Origin of the sequence: Winogradskyella immobilis, from assembly GCF_021887715.1 — a bacterium.
Taxonomy (GTDB): domain Bacteria; phylum Bacteroidota; class Bacteroidia; order Flavobacteriales; family Flavobacteriaceae; genus Winogradskyella; species Winogradskyella immobilis.
This window is the reverse complement of sequence record NZ_JAIQXX010000003.1, coordinates 39,416-66,098: the sequence shown is the minus strand read 5'-3', so window position 1 is coordinate 66,098 and position 26,683 is coordinate 39,416. Positions and strand designations below refer to the sequence as shown.

The 26,683-nt window shown below is 31.1% G+C and carries 27 protein-coding genes, 1 pseudogene and 1 riboswitch; of the genes and pseudogenes, 11 read left to right on the top strand and 17 right to left on the bottom strand.

Features of this window, described 5'->3' with window-relative positions; genetic code table 11:
* Window positions 1–96: 96 nt before the first annotated feature.
* The 3 genes and pseudogenes from K8Z87_RS03190 to K8Z87_RS13985 form a co-directional block, all read left to right on the top strand.
* A complete protein-coding gene (locus K8Z87_RS03190) occupies window positions 97–1,620 on the top strand; it encodes a thrombospondin type 3 repeat-containing protein (RefSeq protein WP_227476037.1) in 1,524 nt (507 codons plus the stop codon).
* Window positions 1,621–1,795: 175 nt separating this feature from the next.
* The gene (locus tag K8Z87_RS13975) at window positions 1,796–2,254 is read left to right on the top strand and encodes a Dph6-related ATP pyrophosphatase (RefSeq protein WP_317207417.1); all 459 of its coding nucleotides are present in this window, start codon (window positions 1,796–1,798) and stop codon (window positions 2,252–2,254) included.
* A 41-nt stretch (window positions 2,255–2,295) separates the two neighbouring features.
* Window positions 2,296–2,433 (top strand): annotated as a pseudogene (locus tag K8Z87_RS13985) (ATP-binding protein); the annotation flags it as partial.
* 65 nt (window positions 2,434–2,498) lie between these two features.
* On the opposite strand, the gene K8Z87_RS03180 reads toward K8Z87_RS13985, so the two are convergent.
* Window positions 2,499–4,373 carry a TonB-dependent receptor plug domain-containing protein gene (locus K8Z87_RS03180; RefSeq protein WP_227476036.1) on the bottom strand — a complete coding sequence of 625 codons (1,875 nt, stop codon included), beginning with the start codon at window positions 4,371–4,373 and terminating at the stop codon, window positions 2,499–2,501.
* A gap of 65 nt (window positions 4,374–4,438) precedes the next feature.
* Window positions 4,439–4,695, bottom strand: a riboswitch (cobalamin riboswitch).
* Window positions 4,696–4,828: 133 nt separating this feature from the next.
* Here K8Z87_RS03180 and K8Z87_RS03175 point away from each other — a divergent pair.
* The 5 genes from K8Z87_RS03175 to K8Z87_RS03155 all read left to right on the top strand — a co-directional run bounded on the left by K8Z87_RS03175 (window position 4,829) and on the right by K8Z87_RS03155 (window position 9,822).
* Complete coding sequence (locus K8Z87_RS03175) at window positions 4,829–5,965, top strand: ABC transporter substrate-binding protein (RefSeq protein ID WP_227476035.1); 1,137 nt, start codon at window positions 4,829–4,831, stop codon at window positions 5,963–5,965.
* A gap of 1 nt (window position 5,966) precedes the next feature.
* Complete coding sequence (locus tag K8Z87_RS03170; RefSeq protein WP_227476034.1) at window positions 5,967–6,998, top strand: FecCD family ABC transporter permease; 1,032 nt, start codon at window positions 5,967–5,969, stop codon at window positions 6,996–6,998.
* Window positions 6,998–7,792 carry an ABC transporter ATP-binding protein gene (locus tag K8Z87_RS03165; protein ID WP_227476033.1) on the top strand — a complete coding sequence of 265 codons (795 nt, stop codon included), beginning with the start codon at window positions 6,998–7,000 and terminating at the stop codon, window positions 7,790–7,792. Before K8Z87_RS03170 ends, K8Z87_RS03165 begins: the two co-directional genes overlap by 1 nt.
* Window positions 7,793–7,866: 74 nt before the next feature.
* Window positions 7,867–9,189 (top strand): DNA recombination protein RmuC, encoded by a 1,323-nt coding sequence (locus tag K8Z87_RS03160; protein WP_227476032.1) that lies wholly within the window; start codon window positions 7,867–7,869, stop codon window positions 9,187–9,189.
* Between the two features lie 93 nt (window positions 9,190–9,282).
* Window positions 9,283–9,822: an acyl-CoA thioesterase gene (locus K8Z87_RS03155; RefSeq protein ID WP_227476031.1), complete on the top strand. Its 540-nt coding sequence runs from the start codon at window positions 9,283–9,285 to the stop codon at window positions 9,820–9,822.
* Window positions 9,823–9,886: 64 nt separating this feature from the next.
* On the opposite strand, the gene K8Z87_RS03150 is transcribed toward K8Z87_RS03155, so the two are convergent.
* The 9 genes from K8Z87_RS03150 to rpmH all read right to left on the bottom strand — a co-directional run bounded on the left by K8Z87_RS03150 (window position 9,887) and on the right by rpmH (window position 17,390).
* Window positions 9,887–10,231, bottom strand: a complete 345-nt coding sequence (locus K8Z87_RS03150; RefSeq protein ID WP_227476030.1) for a T9SS type A sorting domain-containing protein — start codon at window positions 10,229–10,231, stop codon at window positions 9,887–9,889.
* Window positions 10,232–10,347: 116 nt separating this feature from the next.
* Complete coding sequence (locus K8Z87_RS03145) at window positions 10,348–11,208, bottom strand: DUF5777 family beta-barrel protein (protein WP_227476029.1); 861 nt, start codon at window positions 11,206–11,208, stop codon at window positions 10,348–10,350.
* A gap of 13 nt (window positions 11,209–11,221) precedes the next feature.
* The gene (locus tag K8Z87_RS03140) at window positions 11,222–11,620 is read right to left on the bottom strand and encodes an OB-fold putative lipoprotein (RefSeq protein WP_227476028.1); all 399 of its coding nucleotides are present in this window, start codon (window positions 11,618–11,620) and stop codon (window positions 11,222–11,224) included.
* A gap of 3 nt (window positions 11,621–11,623) precedes the next feature.
* Entirely contained in the window at window positions 11,624–12,166 is a 543-nt protein-coding gene (locus tag K8Z87_RS03135) for a YceI family protein (RefSeq protein ID WP_227476027.1), read from the bottom strand.
* A 27-nt stretch (window positions 12,167–12,193) separates the two neighbouring features.
* A complete protein-coding gene (locus K8Z87_RS03130) occupies window positions 12,194–12,592 on the bottom strand; it encodes a c-type cytochrome domain-containing protein (RefSeq protein ID WP_227476026.1) in 399 nt (132 codons plus the stop codon).
* Window positions 12,593–12,846: 254 nt separating this feature from the next.
* Window positions 12,847–13,602 carry a T9SS type A sorting domain-containing protein gene (locus tag K8Z87_RS03125; RefSeq protein WP_227476025.1) on the bottom strand — a complete coding sequence of 252 codons (756 nt, stop codon included), beginning with the start codon at window positions 13,600–13,602 and terminating at the stop codon, window positions 12,847–12,849.
* Entirely contained in the window at window positions 13,599–14,138 is a 540-nt protein-coding gene (locus K8Z87_RS03120; protein WP_227476024.1) for an ankyrin repeat domain-containing protein, read from the bottom strand. The genes K8Z87_RS03125 and K8Z87_RS03120 overlap by 4 nt, the downstream gene beginning before the upstream one ends.
* 134 nt (window positions 14,139–14,272) lie before the next feature.
* Window positions 14,273–17,128 (bottom strand): carbamoyl-phosphate synthase large subunit, encoded by a 2,856-nt coding sequence (carB, locus tag K8Z87_RS03115; protein WP_227476023.1) that lies wholly within the window; start codon window positions 17,126–17,128, stop codon window positions 14,273–14,275.
* 100 nt (window positions 17,129–17,228) lie between these two features.
* A complete protein-coding gene (gene rpmH / locus K8Z87_RS03110) occupies window positions 17,229–17,390 on the bottom strand; it encodes a 50S ribosomal protein L34 (protein ID WP_227476022.1) in 162 nt (53 codons plus the stop codon).
* Between the two features lie 160 nt (window positions 17,391–17,550).
* Here rpmH and K8Z87_RS03105 point away from each other — a divergent pair, with 160 nt between their 5' ends.
* The gene (locus K8Z87_RS03105; RefSeq protein ID WP_227476021.1) at window positions 17,551–18,129 is read left to right on the top strand and encodes a tetratricopeptide repeat protein; all 579 of its coding nucleotides are present in this window, start codon (window positions 17,551–17,553) and stop codon (window positions 18,127–18,129) included.
* 85 nt (window positions 18,130–18,214) lie between these two features.
* Here K8Z87_RS03105 and K8Z87_RS03100 read toward each other — a convergent pair whose 3' ends face one another.
* Together K8Z87_RS03100 and K8Z87_RS03095 are read right to left on the bottom strand one after the other, a co-directional pair.
* The gene (locus tag K8Z87_RS03100) at window positions 18,215–19,141 is read right to left on the bottom strand and encodes a lytic transglycosylase domain-containing protein (RefSeq protein WP_227476020.1); all 927 of its coding nucleotides are present in this window, start codon (window positions 19,139–19,141) and stop codon (window positions 18,215–18,217) included.
* 49 nt (window positions 19,142–19,190) lie between these two features.
* Complete coding sequence (locus K8Z87_RS03095; RefSeq protein WP_227476019.1) at window positions 19,191–19,853, bottom strand: alpha/beta hydrolase; 663 nt, start codon at window positions 19,851–19,853, stop codon at window positions 19,191–19,193.
* A 200-nt stretch (window positions 19,854–20,053) separates the two neighbouring features.
* Between K8Z87_RS03095 and K8Z87_RS03090 the strand changes: the two genes are divergently transcribed.
* Window positions 20,054–20,350, top strand: a complete 297-nt coding sequence (locus K8Z87_RS03090; protein WP_227476018.1) for an N-acetyltransferase — start codon at window positions 20,054–20,056, stop codon at window positions 20,348–20,350.
* A 76-nt stretch (window positions 20,351–20,426) separates the two neighbouring features.
* Here the strand turns inward: K8Z87_RS03090 and K8Z87_RS03085 are convergent, their stop codons facing one another.
* Window positions 20,427–20,933, bottom strand: a complete 507-nt coding sequence (locus K8Z87_RS03085; RefSeq protein WP_227476017.1) for a hypothetical protein — start codon at window positions 20,931–20,933, stop codon at window positions 20,427–20,429.
* A 114-nt stretch (window positions 20,934–21,047) separates the two neighbouring features.
* Window positions 21,048–22,376: a tRNA (N(6)-L-threonylcarbamoyladenosine(37)-C(2))-methylthiotransferase MtaB gene (gene mtaB / locus K8Z87_RS03080; protein WP_227476016.1), complete on the bottom strand. Its 1,329-nt coding sequence runs from the start codon at window positions 22,374–22,376 to the stop codon at window positions 21,048–21,050.
* 98 nt (window positions 22,377–22,474) lie between these two features.
* Here mtaB and K8Z87_RS03075 point away from each other — a divergent pair, with 98 nt between their 5' ends.
* Window positions 22,475–24,127: an ABC transporter substrate-binding protein gene (locus K8Z87_RS03075; RefSeq protein WP_227476015.1), complete on the top strand. Its 1,653-nt coding sequence runs from the start codon at window positions 22,475–22,477 to the stop codon at window positions 24,125–24,127.
* Between the two features lies 1 nt (window position 24,128).
* On the opposite strand, the gene K8Z87_RS03070 is transcribed toward K8Z87_RS03075, so the two are convergent.
* The 3 genes from K8Z87_RS03070 to K8Z87_RS03060 all read right to left on the bottom strand — a co-directional run bounded on the left by K8Z87_RS03070 (window position 24,129) and on the right by K8Z87_RS03060 (window position 26,614).
* Entirely contained in the window at window positions 24,129–25,049 is a 921-nt protein-coding gene (locus K8Z87_RS03070) for a TolB family protein (RefSeq protein ID WP_227476014.1), read from the bottom strand.
* A 1-nt stretch (window position 25,050) separates the two neighbouring features.
* On the bottom strand, window positions 25,051–26,226 hold the full coding sequence (locus tag K8Z87_RS03065) for a GlmU family protein (protein ID WP_227476013.1): 1,176 nt from the start codon (window positions 26,224–26,226) through the stop codon (window positions 25,051–25,053).
* 136 nt (window positions 26,227–26,362) lie between these two features.
* Complete coding sequence (locus K8Z87_RS03060; protein ID WP_227476012.1) at window positions 26,363–26,614, bottom strand: type B 50S ribosomal protein L31; 252 nt, start codon at window positions 26,612–26,614, stop codon at window positions 26,363–26,365.
* Window positions 26,615–26,683: the final 69 nt, after the last annotated feature.

Genomic DNA, 26,683 nt, shown 5'->3' with positions numbered 1-26,683 from the left:
AATTCTACATATGAATAAATTTTGGCACATGCTTTAACATATATAACAATGCGAAATTATTAACTTGAATTAATATTAATTCAAATTCAATAAAAAATGAAAAAACTTTACACATTAATCTTTTTTTTAATCAGTACATCTTTATTCTCTCAAAGTAGTTCAATCCCCGATTTCTATTGCACAAATTCTTCTAGTGCAACTAATTCTGTTACTTTTAGGATAAGAGATCAAAGTCCATCTAGTTCAACCTCCCCTGGCACAACACTTATAACATTTTCTCAAAGATTAAGTAACCCAGATGATATATTGATTTCTAAAGATGACCCTCTTGGTATTTTTGAATATTATCAATACAAAATTGAGTTATTTGATTTAACTAATGGTGGTCAACTTATACAAACATTTTTAATAGACCCTAACGATTATAATAGTGTACAAGAACCTGGACCACTTCGGCCTAGTTATTTTTACAATTATAATTTTTTCTATAGCAATTGTAGTAATGGACAAAATATATATGATTTTGATTCTGATTTTATTGAATTACAAGGCAAACTTTCTATAGTTAGATATACTAATCATTTTTCAAATAATCTAATAGCATTTACCGAAGAAGAAATTTTCAGTTGTGACGAATCCGATGGCAGGCCTAGATTACTAAATTGCAATTTTGAATCTAATACAGATATTGATAATGATGGTGTAACCGATTCTGAGGATAATTGCAGGAATACTAGCAATAGTTCACAAACTGATACTGATGGAGATGGTGTAGGTGATGCTTGTGATAATTGCTCTAATAATGCTAACCCTAATCAAGAAGATCTTGATGGAGATGGCATAGGAGATGCTTGTGATGATACAGATAATACTAATGATAAACCTAATTTAACTATTGACAAAGTAACAGTTGAAGTTGATGGTACTACTTTTGATACTAGTGCTACTAATGAAAGTACAAATACACCTGTACTAAAATTTGGGGAATTTCATGAGTTTAAGATAACCATTAAAAATGATGATGATGGCAACGCTTCTTCTAGTCCTTATGAGATTTTAGTAACAAAAAATGGTAATTTCCCTGATTTTGGTGACCCAGTATTTACATGGAGAAATGAAAACGGTGGCAGCATCTCTGGCAATAGTGAAGTGGTAGACGAGTTTTCTGCTACTATTTTTTCAAATATAGGAAATTTGCAATTAGAAGAAAATACAGATTTTTTCATGTTTATAGATATAGATCCAAATGATGACATTGATGAATCTAATGAGACTGATGAAGACAATCTTATTAAGATAAGATTTAGATATGACGATGGGGCATCTGGAAGGTTTTTCTTAAATTTAGGAACTTCTACTATTATCATAAATACTCCTACAGAAACCGGTTCTTTCTTTAATCTTAAAATATATGGGCTTAATACAATATCCCCTGTACTTACACCTTCTTTATCAATAGGTGAAAGCATAGAAATTATAGATGATGGTGGCTCTTCTAATCCATTATATATAAATCAAAATATTAGTAAAGGACAAACTGTTAATATCTCAAATTTACCTTCTGGTACATATGTCATTCATATAAATGATCAATATCTTCAAAAAATTATAAAGAAATAAATTTAATAACATGTTTCTTTTATACTAAAAAAAAAGCATCTATGATAGGTATTATAGATGCTTTTATTTTATAATTATTTTTCTATTGAATGAATTGAAAGGTTATCAAAAATTTAAAACTTACTTTAATTGGGTTCTGGCAAGGATTCTGCTTTAGCTTTGTACTACTTACTAAATGATAAATTATACTGTAGAAGCGTTAGTTACTACTGTAAATATGTATTATAACAGGGTAAGTATGCATGGTTTAAGGAAAGAATTACTCTTCGAACAAATGAAAGCTTTAAACATAGATTCTACAATTATTGAGTTACCAGAACAACCTACCATGGAAGCATATGCTCAAAAAATGTTTGAGAGTATAAATACATTAAAGGAAAAAGGATTTACACATAGTGCTTTTGGCGATATTTTTCTAGAAGATTTAAGATCTTACAGAGATAGTGAATTATCTAAACAAGATATCAATACAGTCTATCTCTTATGGAAAAAAGACACCAAAGATTTAATTCTAGACTTTTTAGATTTAGGGTTTAAATGTATTGTTGTTTGTGCTAATGCTAAATATTTTAATAAAGATTTTGTTGGTGCTATAATAAACAAAACTATTATAAACAATTTACCCAAAGAGTAGATCCTTGCGGTGAAAATGGTGAGTTTCATACATTCTGCTTTGATGGTCCTATTTTTAAAAACCCAATTAACTTTAAAATTGGCAAAAAAGTCTATAGAGAATATAACACACCAAAAACGGAAGATAATACAGTTTGTACTTCAGAAAAAACCGGGTTTTGGTATTGCGATTTAATCTAAACATCATTTAATTAAAAAGCCACCTGTTAAATACAGATGGCTTTTTAATATGCAGTCAATTAGTTTTACAATATGTTTAATCTAATTCCAATATTTGTATTAAAGCCTCTTGTAGTAAACCCTAATAATTCTTCATAATCTTCGTTAAATAAATTTTCTATGCCTGCAAATATAGTCACCGTATCATTTTTTAATGTATGGTTAAATGATAAATTAAAAATGCTAAAACTATCTAAAGTTAATTCTGTAGGATTAAAGAAATCACTTCTGTCTAAAGTAAGACGATCTCCAGTGAATTGATATGAAATAGATGCAAAAGTTTTAGGCGTAAAGCTATATCCTATAGTTACATTAGCTTTATCTTCTGGCGTCAACTCTAAACCGTCATCTAAAATTCGTGTGTAATTTAATGCTACTGATAAGTTATCTGTTGGGTTATAATTAACTTCAGCCTCAATACCATCAACAGTTTGATCTACCCCATTAAAATACACAAAAGTATTATTATCAAAATTTAGAGGGTTTTCTTCTTCTCTATTAAAATACAATGCACTTGCTCTAAATTTAGAACCTAGTTTTACTTCTGCTCCACCTTCTATTGTTAAATTCTCTTCAGGATCTAAATTAGGATCTCCACTAAATTGGTCAAATAACTGAAATAATGATGGAGTAATATAAGACGTACTATAAGAACTAAAAAGCTTTACATAATCATTTTCGTTTAACTTAAACACAAACGATGGGTTAATGTTATACACTAAATTTGAATCATAAACACTATGATTATTTAATCTTGCTCCCGCATTAACATTTAATCCAAAATCTGATACATATACCGCATTAATGTATGGATCTACAATATTAAAATCTACATCTTCTGCTAAAGATGTTTCATTATTAATAATATTTAAACCTACTATAGTATAAAACTTGTTATTAAAATTATACTTGTTGTAAACATCTAAAATGAAATTTTCTCCTTCAGAAATAAACGGATCAAAAGGTGGCGATAAAAATTCTCTTTCAAAACTACTATAAGACGCACTTAAATTAATACTGCCTTTAGTGTAACTGTATTTAGACATCAATCCAAAACGATGCTGGTCGCTATTAAATTCATTTTCTCCATCAAAGAAAGCTCCTGCATCAAAATCTGAATCTATGTCTGTTATGTTTCCAAATATATTTACAGAAAAGTTATCTGTAATCTGGTATCCTAAATTTAAATCTAGTCCGTATTGAGAATATGCATCTTTTTCACCATCTTCTACTAAAGCTGCTGAAATACCATCAGAGAATGTTTGATTGAAAACTAAACGATAAGTAAATTTATCTGCTGTACCATTTATATTCACTGTATTTGTAAAATCTGCAATATCAAACCCTTGGTCACTTTCAGATTGATTGGTCCCTATTGTAGAATTTACGGATGCATTAATCGTTTTTTTACCTGCTTTAGTTGTTGTAATATTTATAACTGCAGTTGCAGCTCCACTACCATATAGCGTACTTGCTGCACCCTTAATAATTTCGATCGATTCAATATTTTCTAAAGATAGTAAGCGTAAATCATATTCTCCATTAATTTGAGAAGGATCAGATACTTGTACTCCATCTATAATCACTAAAACTTGCCCGTTGTTTCCGCCACGTACGCGCACTCCTAAATTTTGACCTGCATTACTTCTACTCCCAGTAATTTCTATACCAGATTTAGTGTTGATTAATTCTGAAATTGTTCTTCCTTGATTTCGTTCAATTTCTTCTTTTGAGATTTTAATAACTGTTTTTCCTGAATTCTCTCTTTTAAGTTCAAAACGAGAATCTGAAATAACAACTTCTTCTAATTCTTCAATCTTTTGCACATCTTCATTTTGTGCGATCGCATAGCCAGATAATAGCATAGCTAATGCTAATAAAACATTTGTTTTTTTGTTCATTTTAATTTTAATTGCTCGAGAACATACAGCGAACCATACGTAAACTTTTATCCCGAAAGTTTGACTTATTTGTTTTGAATATGGCAGGTCTCCTGACTTGCGTCTTGCTATTTGCCTTCCCATTTCTATATTGAAACAGTGACTTTGAAGTTTAATAGCAAGCGTTATAGCTTACAGTTGCGGGAACAGCTCAGGAATGGAGATTTTAGAGTCAATATTTTAGATTTTTTGAGTTATAAACTCGCTAACCATCAATCGTAAATCTGAAATCACTTCACCTGATTCCCTTTTAATTGGCAACGCCGTCTCAAATTTATTTTGAGACCTTATAAAATCAATCTCTATCTAAATTATATGTAGCGTATTCAAACCAAAATTCGGTGCAAAACTAAACATTTTTAGTATTACTCAATTAAAAAACAAATAATTCTTAGTTTTGAAGCAAATTAAAACGTTTGAAACCACTTGTACTCTTTCTAGGATGTCTTCTTGTCTTTTCATGTAAAAATGAATCTAAACCTATTGAGTCTAATAATTCTGAAGGTAAAGAAATGGTTTTAAAATATGCCACAGGTTTTTCTGTAACTACATATGACAACTATAAAATTATAGAAATACTAAAACCATGGCCAGAAGCAGAAAAGAGTTACAAATACGGAATATCTAATAAAGAAACAATAGTTGACTGGAAAACTAACGTTTTCAATGCTACAATAGATAATGAAATAAATAAAATTGTAGTCACATCTACAACACATATCCCAGCTTTAGAATTATTAGGTGTAGAAGAAACATTAGTTGGTTTTCCTGGCACAAACTATGTATCATCAACAAAAACGCGTCAACGTATTGATGATGGTAAAGTTCGTGAGTTAGGTAAAAACGAAGGTATAAATACTGAAGTTTTATTAGCTATTAAACCTGATGTTGTTATCGGTTTTGGTGTTGAAGGCGTAAACAAAACTTTTGAGGTTATAAAAAAAGCTGGTATTCCTGTAATTTATAATGGAGATTGGGTAGAATCTTCGGCTTTAGCAAAAGCGGAATGGATTAAATTTTTTGGTGCGCTTTACAATAAAGAAAAAGAAGCTGACTCTATTTTTAGTCATATCGAAACTAATTATTTAGAGGCTAAAAATAATGCTAAGCAAGCAAAATCTCAACCTACAGTTTTAAGTGGAGCCATGCATAAAGATGTTTGGTATCTTCCTAATGGAGCAAGTGCAGAAGCTCAGTTTTTTAGAGATGCTAATGTCAATTATTTATGGCAAGACACTTCAGGGAATGGCAGCTTAGCCTTAAGTTTTGAAGCTGTTTTCTATAAAGCTAAGTCAGCAGATTTATGGCTAAGTCCTTCGTATTATAAAAGTTTAGAACAGCTAAAGAATGCCAATAACTTATATTCTAATTTTGATGCCTTTAAGACTAATAACATTTATAGTTTTTCTAATACTACTGGTAAAACTGGTGGTGTTCTTTATTACGAGCTTGGTATTGCAAGACCAGATTTGGTTTTAAAGGATCTTATTAAAATATGCCATCCTGAATTGCTGACGGATTATCAACCTTTTTTCTTTAAACCTTTACAATAATTTGAGCGCTGAAACACCAAAATATCGCCGCTCGTTTATTGTATTAATCATACTGCTAGTTGTTTGTTTTATTACAAACATCAATTTAGGTTCTATTAAAATACCGATTAAAGATGTATTTGGAAGCTTTTTCGGTACAGTTGAAAATACAACGTCTCAATTTTTAATCTTAGATTACAGACTACCTAAAGCGATTACTGCAATTTTGATAGGTTCTGGCTTAGGAATTTCGGGCTTATTAATGCAAACTTTATTTAAAAACCCATTGGCTGGACCTTTTGTTCTAGGTATAAGCTCTGGAGCTAGCCTTGGTGTTGCTTTTGTTATACTTGGATCTGGTATTTTTGGAGGTGTTTTTGCTTCTGCATTAGTCTCTAAATGGGGAATTATTATCGCTGCAAGTCTAGGAAGTTTTTTAGTATTATTAGCAGTGTTAACAGTATCTAGTAAAATAAGAGATACTATGGCCATCCTTATCATTGGTTTAATGTTTGGAAGTATCACCGCTGCTGTTGTTAGTGTCTTATCTTACTTTGGTTCTGCAGAGCAATTACAACAATATATTTTTTGGGGTTTTGGTAGTTTAAGTAATTTATCTTGGTCTGAACTGTTAATCTTCTCTATTATATATTTACTAGGTGTTTTATTAAGTATTATATCTATAAAAAATTTAAACAGTCTATTGCTTGGTGATAATTATGCAAAGAGTCTTGGAATTAACTTAAAACAGAGTCGACTTATAATTATCATTGCTACAAGTCTATTGGCAGGTACGATAACTGCTTTTGCTGGACCAATAGCTTTTATCGGTTTAGCAATTCCGCATTTAACACGTCAATTATTTAAAACCTCAAATCATAAAATTTTATTACCTGCTGTTTTTTTATATGGAGCTATAGTGATGCTAATATGCGATAGTATCGCACAAGTACCAACAACAGATTACACCTTACCTATTAACGCAATTACAGCTATTGTTGGTGCACCTGTAGTGATTTGGTTATTGGTGCGTCAACGAAAAATGGTGTTTTAATGTCTAATATTAAAGAGCATATCGTCCTTAAAGTTAAAGAGCTTTCTATTGGTTATAAAACCAAAAAGGTTGAAACCGTAGTCGCTTCAAATCTAAATTTCGACTTACAACAGGGACAACTCATAGGCTTGGTTGGTGCTAATGGTATTGGAAAGTCGACTTTATTAAGAACTTTAACCAAAGTACAAAACCCGTTAAATGGTAATATTACTATCAATGGAAAAGAAATACAAAAATTAAGTACTATTGATTTAGCTAAACAATTAAGTCTTGTTTTAACCGAACCATTGGTCGCTAAGAATTTATCGGTTTATGAACTTGTTGCATTAGGCAGACAACCATACACCAATTGGATTGGTAATTTAAGTCCAAAAGATCAATCAATTATTAATGTAGCATTAGAGCAAACTAATATCTTAGATTTAAAAGATAAAAAATGTTACGAACTCAGTGATGGACAATTACAAAAGGTAATGATAGCACGCGCCTTAGCACAAGATACAGATCTTATTATTTTAGATGAACCGACAACGCATCTAGATATGTATCATAAAGCTTATGTTCTAAAACTACTTAAACAATTAACTAAAACGACTAACAAAACTATTCTATTCTCTTCTCACGAAATTGATTTAGCCATTCAGTTATGTGATACAATGATTGTAATGTCTAAAGACAATGTTCAATGTAATACTCCGAAACAGCTTATCTCCAATGGTACTTTTGAAAAACTATTCCCTCAAGATTTAATAACTTTTAATGATAAAACAGGTAGTTTTAGAGTCTCTAAATAAGTTTTAATTTCTATTCTATTTTCAACATTAATTTAAACATTAAAAATTATATTTGATAAATTTCTATTTCTAATATGAACGATACGCTTATTCTTTTCATCGCTATTGTAATTTCTGCAGGGATTGGCGCCTTTATTGGTCTAAAATTTGCGCAACTTAAAAACAAAGGTGAACAAAGTACTTTAGAAGAACGTGAGCATCAGTTAACAACAACTATAAACGAATTAAAATCGAAAATAACAGAGGTTGAAACAGTGCGTGATCGTTTTAGAGATGAACGCGAAGGTTTAAATATTGAATTAGCTCAGAAAAATATTGAATTTGAAAATCTACATCAACAAAATTTAAAACGTGACGAAGATCTTGCTAAACAGCAAGAGCAACTGCGAAAAGATTTTGAATTGATGGCATCTAAGATTCTTGATGAAAAATCAGAGAAATTTACACTTCAAAATAAAGAAAACATAACACGTATTCTTAATCCATTAGAAGAAAAAATTAAAACGTTTGAAAAGAAAGTAGAAGACACACAAAAAGAGAGTATTAGCATGCATTCGGCTTTAAAAGAACAATTATTAGGTTTAAAAGATCTTAACCAACAAATGGCTAAAGAAGCCACCAACCTTACAAAAGCCTTAAAAGGAGATAGTAAAACTCAAGGTAATTGGGGCGAATTAGTTTTAGAACGCGTTTTAGAAAAATCGGGCCTAGAAAAAGACAGAGAATATTTTGTACAGCAAAATTTTCAACGTGAAGATGGTTCTCGTGTAATGCCAGATGTGGTTTTGCACTTACCAGATTCTAAAAAAATGATTATAGATTCTAAAGTGTCTTTAACCGATTACGAACGTTTAGTTAATGCGGATACCGATGAGCGTGACGCATACTTAAAAGCACATTTAAACTCTATAAAGAAACATGTCGATCAACTTTCTGCAAAGAATTATCAAGATTTGTACGATATAGAATCTCCAGATTTTGTGCTAATGTTTATTCCTATAGAACCTGCTTTTGCAGTTGCAATAAACGAAGACAACTCATTATACAACAAGGCTTTTGAGCAAAATATTGTTATTGTTACACCATCAACGCTTTTGGCAACATTGCGCACTATTGATACCATGTGGAATAACGAAAAGCAACAACAAAACGCCATTGAAATTGCACGACAAGCTGGTGCACTTTATGATAAATTTGAAGGTTTAGTTGCTGATTTAACTGGTGTTGGAAAAAAAATAGACGCTGCTAAAACTGATTATTCTGCTGCTATGAATAAACTTGTGGAAGGAAAAGGAAATTTAGTGTCTCGTGTTGAAAGTATCAAAAAAATGGGTGCAAAAGCAAAAAAAGCACTCCCAGAAAATATTATAAAACGAGCTTCTGAAGATTTAGAATAGCAGGTTCAATATTAGTTAAAAGTTATTCTAAAATTATTAGTCTAAGCTGATATTAAAGTAGAGTCTAAGCGACCAAGATTTAAAATCATTATTATGTTTAAAAAAGCTGAACATTCTCAAGTTACTATATCTGAACTCATGTTGCCTTCACATTCTAATTTTAGTGGTAAAATCCATGGCGGTTATATATTAAATTTAATGGATCAGATTGCTTTTGCCTGTGCTTCTAAACATTCTAGACACTATTGTGTTACAGCATCGGTAAATAAAGTCAATTTTTTAAATCCTATTGAAGTCGGCGAAATTGTAACATTAAAAGCTTCTGTAAACTATACAGGTAGATCCTCTATGGTGGTTGGAGTACGCGTAGAGTCTGAAAACATACAACGCGGAAGCGTAAAGCATTGTAATTCTTCATACTTTACAATGGTTGCTATTGGTGAAGATCGAAAACCTACAAAAGTGCCTGGCTTAATATTAGAAGACAAAGAAAGTATTAGACGCTTTGTTAGAAGTATTAAACGCCAAGAACAATCGCTAAAACGATCGGATCAGTTTAAAAAATCAGAATTTAAAATTGAAGAATATCTTCATCTTTTAGAAAATCATAATCTAAAAATAGAGCTAGATTAATTTATTTATAACTAAAAAAACCATTCTAAAAGAATGGTTTTTTTATATAATATATCGTTTATTTCTATTGCTTTATAAACCGTTTGGTTAGCGACGTTTTATCATTAGATAATCTTACCAAATACACACCGCTTTTCCAATTAGTAACATTTATTGTTGTTTTTAATTGATTTAAAACAGCTTTATGCACACGTTTTCCTAAAACATCATAGACTTCTAATCGTAAATCATTATCGATTTTCGAGAATTCTATATTTAAAACTCTTTTTGATGGATTAGGTGATATGCTAAATTCATTCAACTTATCATTTTGGGAGTTGATAATATCAATATTATCTCTAGTTGTACTCTGAGCAAAACTAGAAAATCCTCCTATAAATAATAGTAAAACGAGTAATTTTGTTTTCATTGATTTGGGTTAATCTACATCTAAAGTATAAAAAAAAATGATATTAGGCATAATTTAGCTAGATTTTAACAAATCCGTTATATAAAACAACTTACTGATTAACAACTATTTTAGCCCTATAAACTAAATGCTCTTGAGAGATTAAATCCGAAGAAAATATCTCCATCTCCAAAATCTCCTCGTGCCTGACCAAGGAAACCATTTGCAAAAATCGCTTGAGAATTTGAAAAATGAAGTTGAAAAACATGACCACCTGTTTCAATTTCAACTCCTACAGCAAGTGGGTTATTAAACACTGAATTATCTACACGATTTAAATGCAAACCATAATCAGCTATAAGTGCAAAACGTTTAGATAGTTTAAATCGTCCTCCAAAACCTAAAGCAAATTGAGAATTGTCTTGCCCATCTTCAAAAACTGTATTGTCATGAAAATATGTTGGAATTAATTCTAGAGATAACCAATCATTAAATTTACGCGAAATTAGTAATTGACTCGCATATCCTAATCTATCATTAAATTCAAGGTTAGGTAATAAATCGCTATCTAACTCAGTATTAACATTAATAATATTAAATCCTGCTAATGTAAATGGAGATCCGCCTTCCGTTTGTTGAACAAAACGGTATTTTGCAGAAAGATCGTATGTTTTACCAAAACCAGACCTAGATGCGCTAATATTTAACCAATCTGTTGGCCCATAGATAAATTGTATTCTCGCAGAAGCTTGATCTAGTCCGAAGAAATTATCTACTCCATCTCTTAATGTACCAAATCTATGCGAAATGATAAAGTTTAATTGATTTTTACCTACAAGCTTTGTAGATTCAAAATTAACAATTTTCACTCCTTTAAAAACAGCTGTAGCAACTTGTTTTTCATCTTTTACTTCAGACTCTAATTCATCTAATAAATCATCTTGAGCTATTAATCCTAGTGGAATAAATAATAAGGCAATTAGTACTATTTTCTTCATTATATTTAGTTGTTTAATCTACTATTATAGCTTGATCTAATTTTACTTCCCCAAGTAAATTATCGTAACCTATACAGCGACCTTTTATAGTTATTTTAGTATTTAACTTCGTTTGATTAGGGGTTGTTTCGTTTTCACTTAGAACTAAAAAAACAACATTATCAAGGACTAGCGTTTTTTCATCAATACTTGTCAGTAATCCTGAAAGTTGAATTGTATTGTTTAAATAAAGTGTTGTAGCTTCGGCTTCATCAGCTTCAAATTGTTGTGTCAGTTCTTCAGCTGAAATTGTATATGCAGGTTTTTCTGATGCAATATCTCTATGATCTTGATAGATATAGTTATAACCTACAACAGCTATAATAACTAAGATAAAAACTACGACTAAACCTACTCGACTGTATTTTTTCATCACCTAGCGTTTAACCAATTCAAAACTTCCTGTAATATTAATCTTATCTGAAATCTTTTCTTTAACTACACCAGGAATATCTATATTAAAATCTCCAGGCGCAGTAGAAAACTGTGTTTCTAGAAGAAAATTATCTCCATCTTTTTTAAGCGTAATGACTGCTTCAATTTGCTTTGTTTTTCCATGAATTGTTAAATCTCCTGTTACTGAGAATTCTTTTTTATATGATAGATTATCTAAAGAGAAATGATTGATTTCTCCATTAAAAGTTGCTTTTGAATACGTATCACTTTCCATATAGTTTTCATTAAAATGCTCTTCCATTAAGGCATTTTTAAAACGAAACCCTTTAACAAGAGCTAATACTGCAATCTTACCCGTATTAGTATCTAGTATTGCTGTGGTACTTTTATTTTCTGCTTTAACTGGCTCAAAAGCTGGTACAGAAGCTTCAAAATTTAATGTTCCTGTTTTTGTAAAATACTTTTGCCCAAAACCTTGATAAAATATACTCAAGCATAGAAAAATAAATATTGTTTTTTTCATAATTATATTTTTATTAAAAGTTGATTTTTAATTTTCTAATAGACCATCATCAATCCAATCCATTATATCTTCAATAATAGAATTTGGCAAGTTTCCACTAGGTGGCATTGGATTGTTAGTGCTTGTCATACGAGCTATCATACGTCCACTCTCAGCTACAGCTCTAGCAGTCTCAAAAGAATCTAGTATAATGCCTGCTGTTGGAATAACTGTATTATGGCATTCTATACAAGCATTATCTAAAATTGCTTTTGCCGTATTATCATAAGTAACCAGCGCAATTGGATCTGGATCTGGCTCTTCTTCACTTTCTGCTAACTCAGATAATGTTGATGTTTCACAACCTACCAAAACCATTGTTGACATTAAAAGATATAATAGTCCTATATAAAATGACTTCTTCTTTATAGTAGCTTTATAATTCATCTTCGAGTGTTTTTGTTTTATATTATTAATGATTATGATTAGTATGTGTTATTCTATGACGCAAATAACAGAGATCGCTTACACTATCTGAAATAAAATAAGCTCAACAGGAAAAATTGAGCTTAAAACGGAAAAAAAATTGATTTTGAGCTTTTTTAAGACCTGCTTTTATTTAAAAATATCTTGTCCATATTATAAAAAAGCCCAACTATAATAAATAGTAGGGCTGAAAAATATATAAATACTATAATTAACTATTCTTTAATAAAACGTCTCGTTACTGAAGAATCGCCTGAAGTTATTCTAATTAAATATACTCCAGGTTGTAATGAAGATGTATCTAATCTAGTACTCTTATCTATTAAATTTACTTCATTAACTAATTGACCAACGGTAGAGTATATTGTAGCCTTGCTTGATTCTAAATTAAGATCTCCTAAATCTATAGTAATATCAGTTGCAGACGGGTTTGGATATAAACTTACTTTACGTGCAAGTTCTTGATCGAATGTGCTTAATGTAAAACCTACGTTAGTTGGTCCTCTATTAGCTCCACCATGATTACCAAAATTTAATGTACCATTACCACGTGCCCATACGAGTAATATACTTGTTGCGCTAGGAATGAATGTAAAATCATTGGAATCGTTACCTGTCAAACCTCTAGTAGCTACGATCGTTCTAACACTTCCATTTATTGTATTTGAAACTAAAGTCCAATCTTGGTTTGAGTCAATAATAGGCATCACTCCTATCCCTCGGAACTCTCGATCTTGTAACCCTGAACTATCAAAAGTTAAAACATCCTCACCAGAAGTCATTGATTGTACTCCGAAACCAATACCTAGCCATAGATTACTTGGTCCAGTTAATGTCACCGTAACTCCATTATTATCAACGTCAATTTGCCCTGTATAGTTACTAGCAAAATTAATAACCCCAGTTGACATTTGAGCATTTATAGAATATACTGTTAATACAGTAATAAGTAAAAAAGTAATTTTTTTCATAAGTATTGCTTTAAGATGTTAATAAGTGTTTCGTTTTTAGTTTGTTTAGCATAATCCATTGCAGAAAAGCCTCTACTATCTTTATGTACTATATCAGCATTAAATTTTAAGAGCAAAGTTGCTATATCATTTGCCTTAAATATAGTTGCATATAAAAGTGCTGTACTCCCATTACTATCTGCAATATTAGGATTTGCTTTATGCTTTAGTAATAACTCAACAATATCTTTATCTTGTTTTACTGTTGCAGCCATTAATGCTGTACCTGCACTACTTGTTTCATTTATATTAGAAACGCGGCTAACAAGCATTTTAACAACAGAAGTATTTCCGTGGTATGCAGCTAATATAAGTGGTGTAAAGCCAGCATCATTGATGGCGTTGATCTTATCAGGTGAAGTCTTATAAATTTGTTGTAACTCTTCAGCAGTTCCTTTTCGAGCGACATCAAAAACATCTTGTGCAAATAGCCTATTACTAAAAGGCATTACAACAAAAGTGATTATAATAAATTTAATCGTGTAATTTATTGTCATAGACGGCATTAGTAGTTGATTTTACTAGTGTCGCAATATTTTAAAAACCCTTACAAGATATGTCAAAATTTTATCAATAAACCGCCAAAAAAGTCTATTTTAGGTACGCTAAAAGCTCATAGAAATTTCAACTTTTATTTACTCAAATACATTTTACGCCTAGAGTATAAATCGTAAAACTCATCATCCTTAAGACTGTCAATAAACAAGATACTTTCTCCGGTACTTTTCATTTCTGGTCCTAATTGTTTATTTACATTAGGGAATTTGTTAAATGAAAATACAGGCTGTTTAATTGCATAACCATCTAATCTAGGTTTAAAATCGAAGTCTGTTACTTTTTTCTCACCTAACATTACTTTAGTTGCATAGTTAACATACGGTTCTTTATATGCTTTTGCTATAAATGGCACTGTACGAGATGCTCTAGGATTTGCTTCTATGATATATACAACATCATCTTTAATAGCAAACTGAATATTGATTAAACCAACAGTATTTAATGCTCTAGCAATTGTATGTGTATGGTCTATAATTTGCTGCATTACCAGATCTCCTAAATTAAAAGCAGGTAAAGTAGCATTACTGTCTCCAGAATGTATACCACAAGGTTCTATATGCTCCATTATACCAATGATATAGACGTTACCATCTGCATCACAAATAGCATCTGCTTCAGCTTCTATTGCTCCATCTAAATAATGATCTAAAAGCAATTTATTACCAGGAATTGATTTTAATAAGTCTATTACATGCTCCTCTAACTCTTTCTTGTTGATTACAATCTTCATGCCTTGACCACCTAATACATATGAAGGTCTTACTAATATTGGAAAATCTAACACATCTGCAATAGCAAGTGCTTCATCTGCAGTTTCAGCGACATCAAATTGTGGATATGGAATATTATTGTCTTTTAAAATGTTTGAAAAACTTCCTCTATCTTCAGCTAAATCTAAAGATTTAAAGCTAGTTCCCATAATCTTAACTCCCCATTTTTCTAATTTCTCTGCAAGTTTTAAAGCCGTTTGACCTCCAAGTTGCACAATAACACCTTCTGGTTTTTCATGCTGAATGATATCATATATATGCTCCCAAAATACAGGTTCAAAATAAAGTTTGTCTGCAATATCAAAATCTGTAGATACGGTTTCTGGATTACAGTTTATCATTATTGTCTCGTAACCACATTCGGCAGCCGCTAAAACACCATGAACACAACAGTAATCAAACTCTATACCTTGCCCAATACGGTTTGGGCCAGAACCTAATACAATAATCTTCTTTTTGTCTGTAACAACACTTTCATTATGAACAAATATACTTCCGTCTGCAGATTCTACTTCACTTTCAAATGTTGAATAATAGTATGGAGTCTGCGCTTTAAACTCAGCAGCACAAGTATCTACTAACTTGTATACTCGATTAATGCTTAATTCTCTTCTCTTATTATATACTTGACTTTCTAAACATTTAAGCATATGTGCAATTTGTCTATCTCCATATCCTTTTTGCTTTGCTTCAAGTAATAATTCTCTATCAATAGAATCTATTGTGTAAGTAGAGATTTCTTTATGTAATTGAAAAAGCTCTTCGTACTGCTTTAAGAACCACATGTCAATCTTAGTAATCTCAAATATTCTGCTTAAAGGAATACCTATCTCAATTGCATCATAGATCGCAAAAACACGATCCCAACTTGCATATTTTAGTTTGCTTATAATCTGATCATAATCTTTATATCCTTTTCCATCAGCTCCTAAACCATTTCGTTTAATCTCTAATGATTGTGTTGCTTTGTGTAAGGCTTCTTGAAAAGAACGGCCAATACCCATAACCTCACCAACAGCCTTCATTTGTAATCCTAATGTACGATCAGATCCTTCAAACTTATCAAAATTCCAACGCGGAATTTTCACAATCACATAATCTAATGTAGGTTCAAATAATGCTGATGTAGATTTTGTAATTTGATTACTTAATTCATCTAATGTATATCCTAATGCTAACTTAGCTGCAATTTTAGCAATTGGATAACCCGTTGCTTTACTCGCCAATGCCGATGAACGCGATACACGTGGATTAATTTCAATAGCTATAATTTCTTCTGCATCATCTGGGCTAACCGCAAACTGTACATTACAACCGCCAGCAAAATCACCAATACTTCGCATCATATGTATAGCCATATCACGCATTTTCTGAAAAGTCTTATCTGACAGAGTCATTGCAGGTGCAACCGTAATGGAATCTCCTGTATGGATACCCATTGGATCCATATTCTCTATCGTACAAATGATTACAACATTATCATTTCTATCCCTTAACAACTCTAATTCATATTCTTTCCAACCTAATAATGCCTTATCAATCATTACTTCGTGGATTGGAGAAATCTCTAATCCTCTAGTTAAAGATTCATCAAATTCTTTTTCATCGTACACTATAGATGCTCCTGCTCCACCCAAAGTAAAAGATGCTCTAATACACAGAGGAAACCCAAATTCTTGTGCTATTTCTTTTCCTTTTAAAAATGAGGTTGCTGTTTCTTGAGGTGCCATGCCAACACCAATCTTCGTCATTAAATCTCTAAACTTCTCTCTATCTTCTGTAATATTAATAGCATCAATATCAACACCAATAATTTCAACATTAAAATCTTCCCAGATGCCTTTTTCATCTGCTTCAATACATAAGTTTAAAGCCGTTTGTCCTCCCATTGTTGGTAAAACAGCATCAATATGTGGATGCTCTTTTAAGATCTTAACAATAGACTTTGTGGTTAATGGCAATAAATAAACATGATCCGCCATTGTTGGATCCGTCATTATTGTTGCAGGATTAGAATTAATTAAAATCGTTTCGATACCGTCTTCACGTAAAGAGCGTAAGGCTTGAGAACCTGAATAATCGAATTCACAGGCTTGTCCTATAACTATAGGTCCTGAACCGATAAGTAAAATAGATTTAATGTTTGTGTTTTTTGGCATTTGTATATATTATTAGAGTTGCAAAAATAAGTTTCGCTAGGATATAAAAAAAGGCGTTACACCTAAGTAACGCCTTTAAAATATTAACAATTGTTAATCATTATTTTTTATGTCTTAATTCTGAAGATACAGATAATTTCTTTCTCCCTTTAGCTCTTCTACGAGCTAAAACTTTTCTACCATTAGCAGAAGCCATTCTCTCTCTGAAACCATGTTTGTTTCTTCTCTTTCTTTTTGACGGTTGAAACGTTCTTTTTGGCATGTCTTATATCTTTAAAATCTTGTTTGTTAATTTAATGATTGGGAGCTATCCCAAAACTGCGTGCAAATATACAACAAGTTTTTACTTTAACAAGATACATTTTAAAATTATTTTTAATTGTTTTTACTACCTTTGCGCACTGCAAAAAACTACAACAATTATGTTTAATAAAAATATAAAACTCGTTATAACTGTTTTAATTCTAGCTTTTGCTGTATACCAATTTACAGAAGGAGAGATCGGTAATGGCATTATGTATATTTTACTATCGACAGTATTCATTTTTCTATATTTTAAAAATGAAATGATTCTCTTAGCCTTTTTAAGGTTAAGAAAACAAGATTTTGAAGGAGCAAAAAAATGGTTAGATAAAATTAAACATCCTGAAGGAGCATTGGTAAAAAAACAACAAGGCTACCTTAACTATCTTAACGGTGTTATGGTATCGCAAACCAATATGAATGATGCTGAGAAATACTTTAAAAAAGCACTAAGTTTAGGTTTGTCAATGGACCATGATATTGCTATGGCTAAATTAAATCTTGCTGGTATTGCTTTTAGTAAACGCCGTAAAATGGAAGCTCAAAAATTATTAACTGAAGCTCAGAAATTAGATAAACGTGGTATGTTGACTGATCAGATAAAAATGATGAAGCAACAAATGAAAAAAGCTGCTATACCTAATCAGCATTACGGACAACCAACTTCATCACGTCAAAACAAGAAAAGTAGACGTTAAACACTAAGACAAGATCTAGATGGAATGTTTAGGTGTTTCGGTTGATGAAAACTAAAAAGCAGTTATACTTTTAAACTTATCCATTTTATTTATAATAACCTTCTTCAGGAATAGCTATTTTATATAGTTTTCGTGATTTATTATTTAAATGTGCTTCACGCAACCACGGATTATGGATTTTTAAAATCTTATAATTAATTCCAAATTTTTCAGAAAAGTTTGCAAAATTAGTAACAGCTGTATCTACTTCTACTTTAAATGTTGGTATAGGTTTATATAAATCTTCAGACCTAAAATTAAAACCATATTTACTTGCGTTAGACAATATTTCTTTAAGTGCTACAATTCTAAATACATATCTACCTGTTTCTTCTCCCAGAAGTAAATCGTAATAATCGTTTACATTTTGTGCTTTTAGGCGTCTAGCTATACCTGCATTACCTCCGTTATAAGCTGCTGCTGCTAAAGTCCATGATCCTAATCGTTTTTTTGCCGCTATTAAATATTTACATGCAACTTCTGTAGCTAATTCTAAATTATAACGTTCGTCTACATTTTTATTGACCTCTAAACCATTTTCTCTACCAGTAGCTGGCATTATCTGCCAAACTCCTCTAGCTCCGGCTGGCGAAACCGCATTTGTTAATCCACTTTCTATAACTGCTAAATATTTAAAATCATCTGGAATACCATTTTTAGCTAAAATAGGTTCTATAATTGGAAAGTATTTCTGTGCCCGTTTAAACATCAATAACCCATTTGATTGCCAATAGGTATTAACGAGTAGCTCTCTATCCATACGCTCATAGATATCTGGGTTTTCTAATGGTAAGTCTTCACCTGCAAAATCTAATTCATCAGGTATTTCTAAAGCATAAACTTTATAATCATTAACTAAAGGTTTTTCTTTGTTTACCTCATCATCAGATGGTGCTTCTTGAACAGCAAAAATAAATAGCCCTGAAACGGATATTAATCCTATAATTGATAAAATATTTTTTATGATTTGCATAGCTTTCTTTTTTTTATAAAAGTATATAATAATCTTAAGTCTTTCAAGTTCAATTCAATATAAGTTTTGGTAAATTTTCGTTAAACCACTTATATTTATTAATAATCATAATATGTGTTCCGCCTTTAATAATAATGCAATCTCCTTCAGTAGAATGCGGAAATACCGCATCTTTATCTCCATGAATATATAGTGCATTTGCATTAGGCACTTCTTGATCCCAACAAACCATTTCTTTAATCGCCCAATCTAAGTAATGCTTGTCATTAACAGAAAGGTATTTTTTATATAAATCTATACGTTTTTTAATGGTTTCTCCAAACGCATATTTTGCTAAGAGATCTATATTACTTACCAATTGAGTCGGTAAAATCTTATAAGCCTTAGTATGTTTTAAAAGTTTTAATCGTTTTGGTAATTCGTGATACGATTTTACACTAGAGACAACAATAAGCTTTCTAACTTTTATTAGTTTACTCATTTCTTGTACTAAAACTCCACCAAAAGATACTCCTAATAATACAATATCATTATGCTTAATATCTTCTATCATACGTTTAGAATAACTTTTTAGTGTTTCATTCTTAGTTGGTATTTTCCACGACAACCAATGCATTTCAAAATTTTCTTCAGGCAATTTTATGTGTTCAAAAATAATAGGGTTAGCCGCCATACCAGGCATTAAATAAACATGTATGATTTGATTTTCCATTTTTTGATTCTGATGTAAATATTTTCGTACCGTTTAATCTAGAGATGATGCAAATTATCGATTTAAACAACTATTACAAAGGGTTTTGATACTATCTGCCTTTTATTTTGTTAGATTTTATGTATCTTTGCACAGCAAAACTATATAAAATATAGTATCCGCACTATCCAACCACTAAAATTTAATTAAATACTTGAAGTATGACTGAAGCTGCTGAATTGATTGATAATGATTTTTTACGTCAATTTGAATTAAAGGTTGATAACGAGATGGCCATCATTGAATATTCTTTACAAGAACGTAAAATATTCTTAACTAAAATGATTATCCCTGATACTATAAGAACTAGAGAATTTGAATTAGAATTCGTTGATTTAGTTTTTAGTAACATTAAAGAACGTAATATATGCGTTGTACCTACAAGCCCAGAAATTGCAAGGTTTGTAAGAAGCAATAGAAAATACAAGCGTATGTTACCTGTTGGTATTAGAATATAAAAAAACAACAATTAATAATAGAAAAGCCGAAACTAATATGTTTCGGCTTTTCTATGTTTGATATATTCTATTCTAATTAACGCTTCGTATACACTAAAATTAAATCTCTTGTTTCTATAACTTGTGATAAGTCTTCATTATAGATTTTAATTTCGTCTTGAAACGTTCTTATAATTTGGTTTCCTATCAACTCTGAAACACTTCCATTAAATTCAATAGTATTACCAGCTTCTATATAACTACTTGCAAATCCTATAGAACCTTCTGTACTACAGTCTATACTTCCACTATGCTGTTGGTCTGCTTGCAAAAAGAATTGCGCTTTTGGATTAAACGTATTATTAGATGTTACAACTCCGTTAGCTTCAAAAGTTAAGATTTCATTGTTGATACAAGCTACTTCCTCTAAAAGATTGAAACTAGCTATAGCATCATTATTTAAGTCTAACATTATATTAGCATTCCACTCGGTAAGTTCCCATTCTCCAACAACAGAAAATAAAGTATCATCGTTATCATTAGAACACGAGGTTACGAAAAAGGATAGGAATACAATTAAAAGAAATGAATGTAGGTTTTTCATAAGATTTTCATTGGGATGGTAAATGTATACTGGATTCTTGCTAAACAGCTAAAAACTAGACAAAAGGACATTTTGCTGGTTGAACGACCTAAATACACTAAGAAATTGATGGTTTTAAACGCTAAATGATTCTACAAAATCAAATCTAACCAAGCCATCATCATCAATTTTATTGAGGTTTACCTGATGTAAGGTGTTCACCAATTCTGGATTCCACGGGGTTTTTACTTTAATATAATTTTCAGTAAATCCATGAATATAACCTTCTTTGTTTTCGCTCTCAAACAAAACTGTTCTATCACTTCCTATCTGTGATTCGTAATAAGCACGTCTCTTTTTAGCAGATAATCCACGAAGCATTTTACTACGCTTAGCTCTAATATTTTTAGGTACAACACCATCAAAATCTGCTGCTTCAGTATTATCACGCTCAGAATAGGTAAATACATGTAAGTATGAAATATCTAATTCATTTAAGAAATTATAGGTTTCTAAAAACAATTCATCTGTCTCCCCAGGAAAACCAACAATAACATCCACTCCAATACAAGCATGTGGCATTGTTGCTTTAATTTTTGTTACTCTATCTACGTACAATTCACGCATATAGCGGCGTTTCATTTTCTTTAACAACGTATTACTTCCACTTTGTAATGGTATATGAAAATGTGGTACAAATGCTCTAGATTTTGCGACTAAATCTATGGTTTCGTTCTTTAAAAGATTTGGCTCTATTGAAGATATTCTTAAACGTTCAATACCATTTACTTTATCTAATTCTGAAACTAAATCTAAAAACGTATGCTCATGCTTTTTGTTTCCAAACTCTCCTTTACCGTAATCACCAATATTAACACCAGTAAGAACAATTTCTTTAATGCCTTTTTCTGAAATCTCTTTAGCATTTTTTAGCACATTTTTCATAGTATCACTACGTGAAATACCACGAGCTAAAGGAATTGTACAATAAGTGCATTTATAATCACAACCATCTTGTACTTTTAAAAATGCTCGTGTTCGGTCTCCTATAGAATAACTACCAACATAGAAATCTGCATCTTCAATCTCACAAGAATGTACTTCGCCATAGTCGTTCTTTGACAAATCATTTAGGTAATCTGTAATCTTAAACTTTTCGGTAGCACCTAATACTAAATCTACACCATCTACAGCAGCTAACTCTTCTGGTTTTAACTGTGCATAACAGCCTACTGCAGCTACAAAAGCGTCAGGGTTTACCTTCTGTGCTTGTTTTACAATAGTTTTAAAACGTTTATCTGCATTTTCAGTCACTGAGCATGTATTTATAACATAAATATCTGCTGAGTCTTTAAAGTCTACACGATCAAAACCTTCATCTGTAAAACTCCGAGCTATTGTAGAAGTTTCAGAAAAATTAAGTTTACAACCTAAAGTGTAAAATGCAACTTTTTTACGTTCCATATTTTGTCATTCTGTCCCGATAGCTATCGGGATTGTTTTTGAACCTATAAAAATTTACCTTTATCCAAGAATTTGCAAATTTACAACTAATAACTAAAATGCTAAAAGAAATACAAGGCTTTACAACTTCATTAAAACGCATTGTCATTTATAGTTTTGTTATCTTTCTATTTACAAATTGTACTGGTACAACTAAAACAAATAGAGATCATCTCGTTTTTAGATATAATGAACATAAAAACATTAGCTCTTTAGATCCTGCTTTTTCTAAAGATTTAGCAGATATATGGGCTACTAATCAACTATTTAATGGTTTAGTACAAATGGACAATCAATTGGTTGTTAAACCCAGTATTGCAGAATCTTGGACAATTACCGATAGTGCTAAAACTTATACCTTTTCATTAAAAAATAACATCTATTTTCATAAACATCAATTATTTACCACTTCGACTTCGCATAGTTACCAAGATTCTACAAGAACAGTGACTGCTAAAGATTTTGAATACAGTTTTAATCGGTTATTAGATAAATCATTGGCATCACCAGGAAGTTGGGTACTCAATAAAGTTGAACGATTCTATGCCGAGAATGATTCTACATTTGTGATACAATTAAAGCAACCATTCCCTGCGTTTATGGGATTATTAACCATGAAATATTGTTCTGTTGTTCCCAAGGAAATTGTAGAACATTATGGTAGTGATTTTAGATCAAACCCAATAGGAACTGGTCCTTTTAAATTTAAACGTTGGGAAGAAAATATTAAATTGGTTTTAAGGCGAAATAACAATTATTTTGAAACCAATACATCTGGTGAGAAGTTACCATATCTCGAAGCTATAGCTGTAACATTTTTACCAGATAAGCAGAGTGAATTTCTTCAGTTTGCACAAGGCAATATAGATTTTGTATCGGGTTTAGATGCTTCTTACAAAGATGAAATTTTATCTTCTGAAGGAAAACTAAAAGCATTATATGTACCAGACGTTAATATGATTAGAGGTCCTTATTTAAACACAGAATACTTAGGCTTTTATATGGATTCTGAAATCACTGAATTGCAATCTAGTCTTATAAGAAAAGCTATTAATATTGGTTTTGATCGTCAAAAAATGATTACCTATTTACGCAATGGTATTGGCATCCCTGCTAATGGCGGATTTATCCCTAAAGGATTACCTGGTTATGATGATGTTATTGGGTTTACTTATCAACCTGAAGAAGCTAAAAATTTAGTTGCTCAGTTTAAATCTGAAACAGGAATTAATAACCCAAAAATCACATTAACAACAACAAGTAATTATTTGAGTTTTTGCGAATATATTCAACGTGAAATACAAAAAACAGGATTAGAAGTTGTTGTAGATGTGATACCAGCTTCTAGTTTACGTGATTTAAAAGCAAATGGGCAGCTCGATTTTTTTAGAGCAAGCTGGGTTGCCGATTATCCTGATGCCGAAAATTACCTATCGCTCTATTACAGTGAAAATTTTGTGCCAAATGGCCCAAATTATACACATTTTAAAAATGATACTTTTGATGCTTTATACGAACAAGCGTATTTAGAAACCGATTCTAATTTAAGAGCTAAACTCTATACGCAAATGGATAGTTTAGTGATGCAATCTGCACCTATTGTGCCTTTATTTTATGATGAAGTTGTAAGGTTTACAAGAAAAAACGTATCGGGATTAGGCATTAATGCCACAAATTTATTAGATGTAAAACGCGTTAAGAAGATAAAATAAATTATTCTTTTACAAAGTAATAAATATCATCATCACCTTTTCCTTTTTTTCGTTTTGAAGTTACATAACCTGTATTAGAGCTTGTTAACACAAAACATATATCACTAGCAATACTATTTATAGGTTTGGGGAGTACTTCTGCTTTTTTAAATTTCCCATTGGCATCCATTTCAGATTTATAAATATCATAATTCCCAATTCCATTTGGTCTATTAGATGCAAAATAAAGTACATTATCTTTACTTATATATGGAAACATTTCTTTAGCATAGGTATTGACATTAGTGCCTACATTTTCAGGTTCTCCATAATTACCAGAAGCATCAATCTCTACTTTATAAATATCAGATTGTCCTCTAGTAAATTGTTTGCCTTGTCCTTTTATACTGGCTATAAAATACAATTGTTTACCATCGGCACTAATTGTAGGATGTGCATAAGAGTATTTAGGCAGACAGAAATCTAATACTTTAAAATTAGACCAACCTTTTCCATCAATATATTCTGCAACTTCGAGATGGAGATTGGTTTCTTTAAATTTTCCTTTAGGTTTATTTTTTCGTTTTTCGTAACGTGTAGATACATATAACTTTTTACCATCTGGCGAATATGTAGCACTAACAATTTGGTTGATATCTTCGGTATTTGCTATTTGCAATGGTTTTACATTTGTAATTTCTCCAGAACCTGAAATGTCTCCTTCATACAAACTTAATATTGGTTCTCCTTTATCTATAATTACACGTCCACTTTTATTCGTCTTGTAAGATGTGATTAAAACTTTTCCATTAGGACTAATAGCCAAGCCAAAATGTGGTCTTTTATCATTAACCTCAAGATTAGTTATTGTATAATCTGTTTGAGAAGACAACACAAAACTGACCAATAAAAATAGTGCAAAAATAAACTTGTTGGTTTTCATATTATTCGCGTCTGTATTTTTTTGTCTCTTCAAATATATAATCTAAAATAGCTTTATCAGTTTCCGTAAAAGGAACTTTACGTCTTGCCATTACAACCTCAGCGACCTCGAACACTTTATTTGTTTTATACGTTACAAAACCCTTACTTCCGCCCCAAGAAAAACTCGGCACGAAGTTACGCGGAAAACCACTTCCAAATATATTTGAACTCACTCCGACAACTGTTCCTGTATTAAACATAGTATTGATTCCACATTTACTATGATCACCCATCATTAAGCCACAAAATTGTAATCCTGTTTTAGCAAAACTTTCCGTATTATAATCCCATAAACGTACTTCTGCATAATTGTTTTTTAAATTAGAGTTATTAGTATCTGCACCAAGATTACACCATTCACCCAAAACTGAATTTCCTAAAAACCCATCATGCCCTTTATTAGAATAACCAAATAATACCGAGTTATTTACTTCTCCTCCAACTTTACTAAATGGCCCAATGGTTGTAGGTCCATATATTTTAGCGCCTAATTTAACACCTGCATTATGACATAAAGCAAAAGGACCTCTAATTAAAGATCCTTCCATAATCTCTGTATCTTTGCCTATATATATAGGACCTGAACTTGCATTAAGGGTTACAAAATTTAATGTTGCTCCTTCTTCAATAAAAATGCGTTCTGGGTTTATGGTATTTACGGTTTCGGGGATAGGTTCTGAAGCTCTGCCCTTTGTCATTAAAGTATAATCTGCTTCAATAGCTTCTCCATTTTTAGAGAAAATATCCCAAGTGTTTTCAATTTTTAAAATGTCATTTTCAAATTCAATAGCTTCAAATTTCGAAAAATCTTCATGCTCCTCACCTTCCTTAATTCTAAATGCAATAATATCTTCTCCTTTAAATATTGCCTGGTTATCTTCTAATGTTTTTATTATTGATATAATATCTTTATTAGGCAAAAAAGAAGCATTGATCATAACGTTATGCTCCATTTCTACCATAGGAAACTTTTCTGAAAGATAATCTTCAGTTACTGTTGTCGTTGTATAATCTAGGTAAGATTCCCATTTTTCTCTAATGGTTAATATGCCAACTCTAATATCAGCAACAGGACGTGTGTATGTAAAAGGTAAAAGATTGTTCCGATGAGGTCCGTCAAATAATATATAATTCATATAGGTATTTAGAATTTAATAATTAGAAGTCATAATGCTTCAAACTATTCTATAAATCCAAAAGTAATTGAATTACATATAATAAAAAAGCCTTTCTAAATTTAGAAAGGCTTTGAAAATTATCTTTTTACTATGTTTATTTCTTAAACTTAGCGTATTTGTTTTTAAATTTATCGATACGACCAGCAGTATCTACTAACTTAGATTTACCGGTATAGAAAGGATGTGATGTTCTAGAAATTTCCAGTTTAATTAATGGATACTCAACACCATCAACATCAATCGTTTCTTTTGTATCTGCAGTAGATTTAGTTAAAAACACATCATCATTAGACATGTCTTTAAAAGCTACTATTCTATAATTTTCTGGATGTATACCTTTTTTCATCACTAAATGCTTTAATATTCTTTCGATTTTTCGAGCTGCAAATTTAGGTAATTTTTATAAATCTACAAT

Bases quoted from the DNA above. Each gene is read 5' to 3' on its own strand.
- K8Z87_RS03190 (WP_227476037.1), top strand. From the start codon at position 97: ATGAAAAAACTTTACACATTAATCTTTTTTTTAATCAGTACATCTTTA.
- K8Z87_RS13975 (WP_317207417.1), top strand. From the start codon at position 1,796: ATGATAAATTATACTGTAGAAGCGTTAGTTACTACTGTAAATATGTAT.
- K8Z87_RS03180 (WP_227476036.1), bottom strand. From the start codon at position 4,373: ATGAACAAAAAAACAAATGTTTTATTAGCATTAGCTATGCTATTATCT.
- K8Z87_RS03165 (WP_227476033.1), top strand. From the start codon at position 6,998: ATGTCTAATATTAAAGAGCATATCGTCCTTAAAGTTAAAGAGCTTTCT.
- K8Z87_RS03160 (WP_227476032.1), top strand. From the start codon at position 7,867: ATGAACGATACGCTTATTCTTTTCATCGCTATTGTAATTTCTGCAGGG.
- K8Z87_RS03155 (WP_227476031.1), top strand. From the start codon at position 9,283: ATGTTTAAAAAAGCTGAACATTCTCAAGTTACTATATCTGAACTCATG.
- K8Z87_RS03150 (WP_227476030.1), bottom strand. From the start codon at position 10,231: ATGAAAACAAAATTACTCGTTTTACTATTATTTATAGGAGGATTTTCT.
- K8Z87_RS03145 (WP_227476029.1), bottom strand. From the start codon at position 11,208: ATGAAGAAAATAGTACTAATTGCCTTATTATTTATTCCACTAGGATTA.
- K8Z87_RS03140 (WP_227476028.1), bottom strand. From the start codon at position 11,620: ATGAAAAAATACAGTCGAGTAGGTTTAGTCGTAGTTTTTATCTTAGTT.
- K8Z87_RS03135 (WP_227476027.1), bottom strand. From the start codon at position 12,166: ATGAAAAAAACAATATTTATTTTTCTATGCTTGAGTATATTTTATCAA.
- K8Z87_RS03130 (WP_227476026.1), bottom strand. From the start codon at position 12,592: ATGAATTATAAAGCTACTATAAAGAAGAAGTCATTTTATATAGGACTA.
- K8Z87_RS03125 (WP_227476025.1), bottom strand. From the start codon at position 13,602: ATGAAAAAAATTACTTTTTTACTTATTACTGTATTAACAGTATATTCT.
- K8Z87_RS03120 (WP_227476024.1), bottom strand. From the start codon at position 14,138: ATGACAATAAATTACACGATTAAATTTATTATAATCACTTTTGTTGTA.
- carB (WP_227476023.1), bottom strand. From the start codon at position 17,128: ATGCCAAAAAACACAAACATTAAATCTATTTTACTTATCGGTTCAGGA.
- rpmH (WP_227476022.1), bottom strand. From the start codon at position 17,390: ATGCCAAAAAGAACGTTTCAACCGTCAAAAAGAAAGAGAAGAAACAAA.
- K8Z87_RS03105 (WP_227476021.1), top strand. From the start codon at position 17,551: ATGTTTAATAAAAATATAAAACTCGTTATAACTGTTTTAATTCTAGCT.
- K8Z87_RS03100 (WP_227476020.1), bottom strand. From the start codon at position 19,141: ATGCAAATCATAAAAAATATTTTATCAATTATAGGATTAATATCCGTT.
- K8Z87_RS03095 (WP_227476019.1), bottom strand. From the start codon at position 19,853: ATGGAAAATCAAATCATACATGTTTATTTAATGCCTGGTATGGCGGCT.
- K8Z87_RS03090 (WP_227476018.1), top strand. From the start codon at position 20,054: ATGACTGAAGCTGCTGAATTGATTGATAATGATTTTTTACGTCAATTT.
- K8Z87_RS03085 (WP_227476017.1), bottom strand. From the start codon at position 20,933: ATGAAAAACCTACATTCATTTCTTTTAATTGTATTCCTATCCTTTTTC.
- mtaB (WP_227476016.1), bottom strand. From the start codon at position 22,376: ATGGAACGTAAAAAAGTTGCATTTTACACTTTAGGTTGTAAACTTAAT.
- K8Z87_RS03075 (WP_227476015.1), top strand. From the start codon at position 22,475: ATGCTAAAAGAAATACAAGGCTTTACAACTTCATTAAAACGCATTGTC.
- K8Z87_RS03070 (WP_227476014.1), bottom strand. From the start codon at position 25,049: ATGAAAACCAACAAGTTTATTTTTGCACTATTTTTATTGGTCAGTTTT.
- K8Z87_RS03065 (WP_227476013.1), bottom strand. From the start codon at position 26,226: ATGAATTATATATTATTTGACGGACCTCATCGGAACAATCTTTTACCT.
- K8Z87_RS03060 (WP_227476012.1), bottom strand. From the start codon at position 26,614: ATGAAAAAAGGTATACATCCAGAAAATTATAGAATAGTAGCTTTTAAA.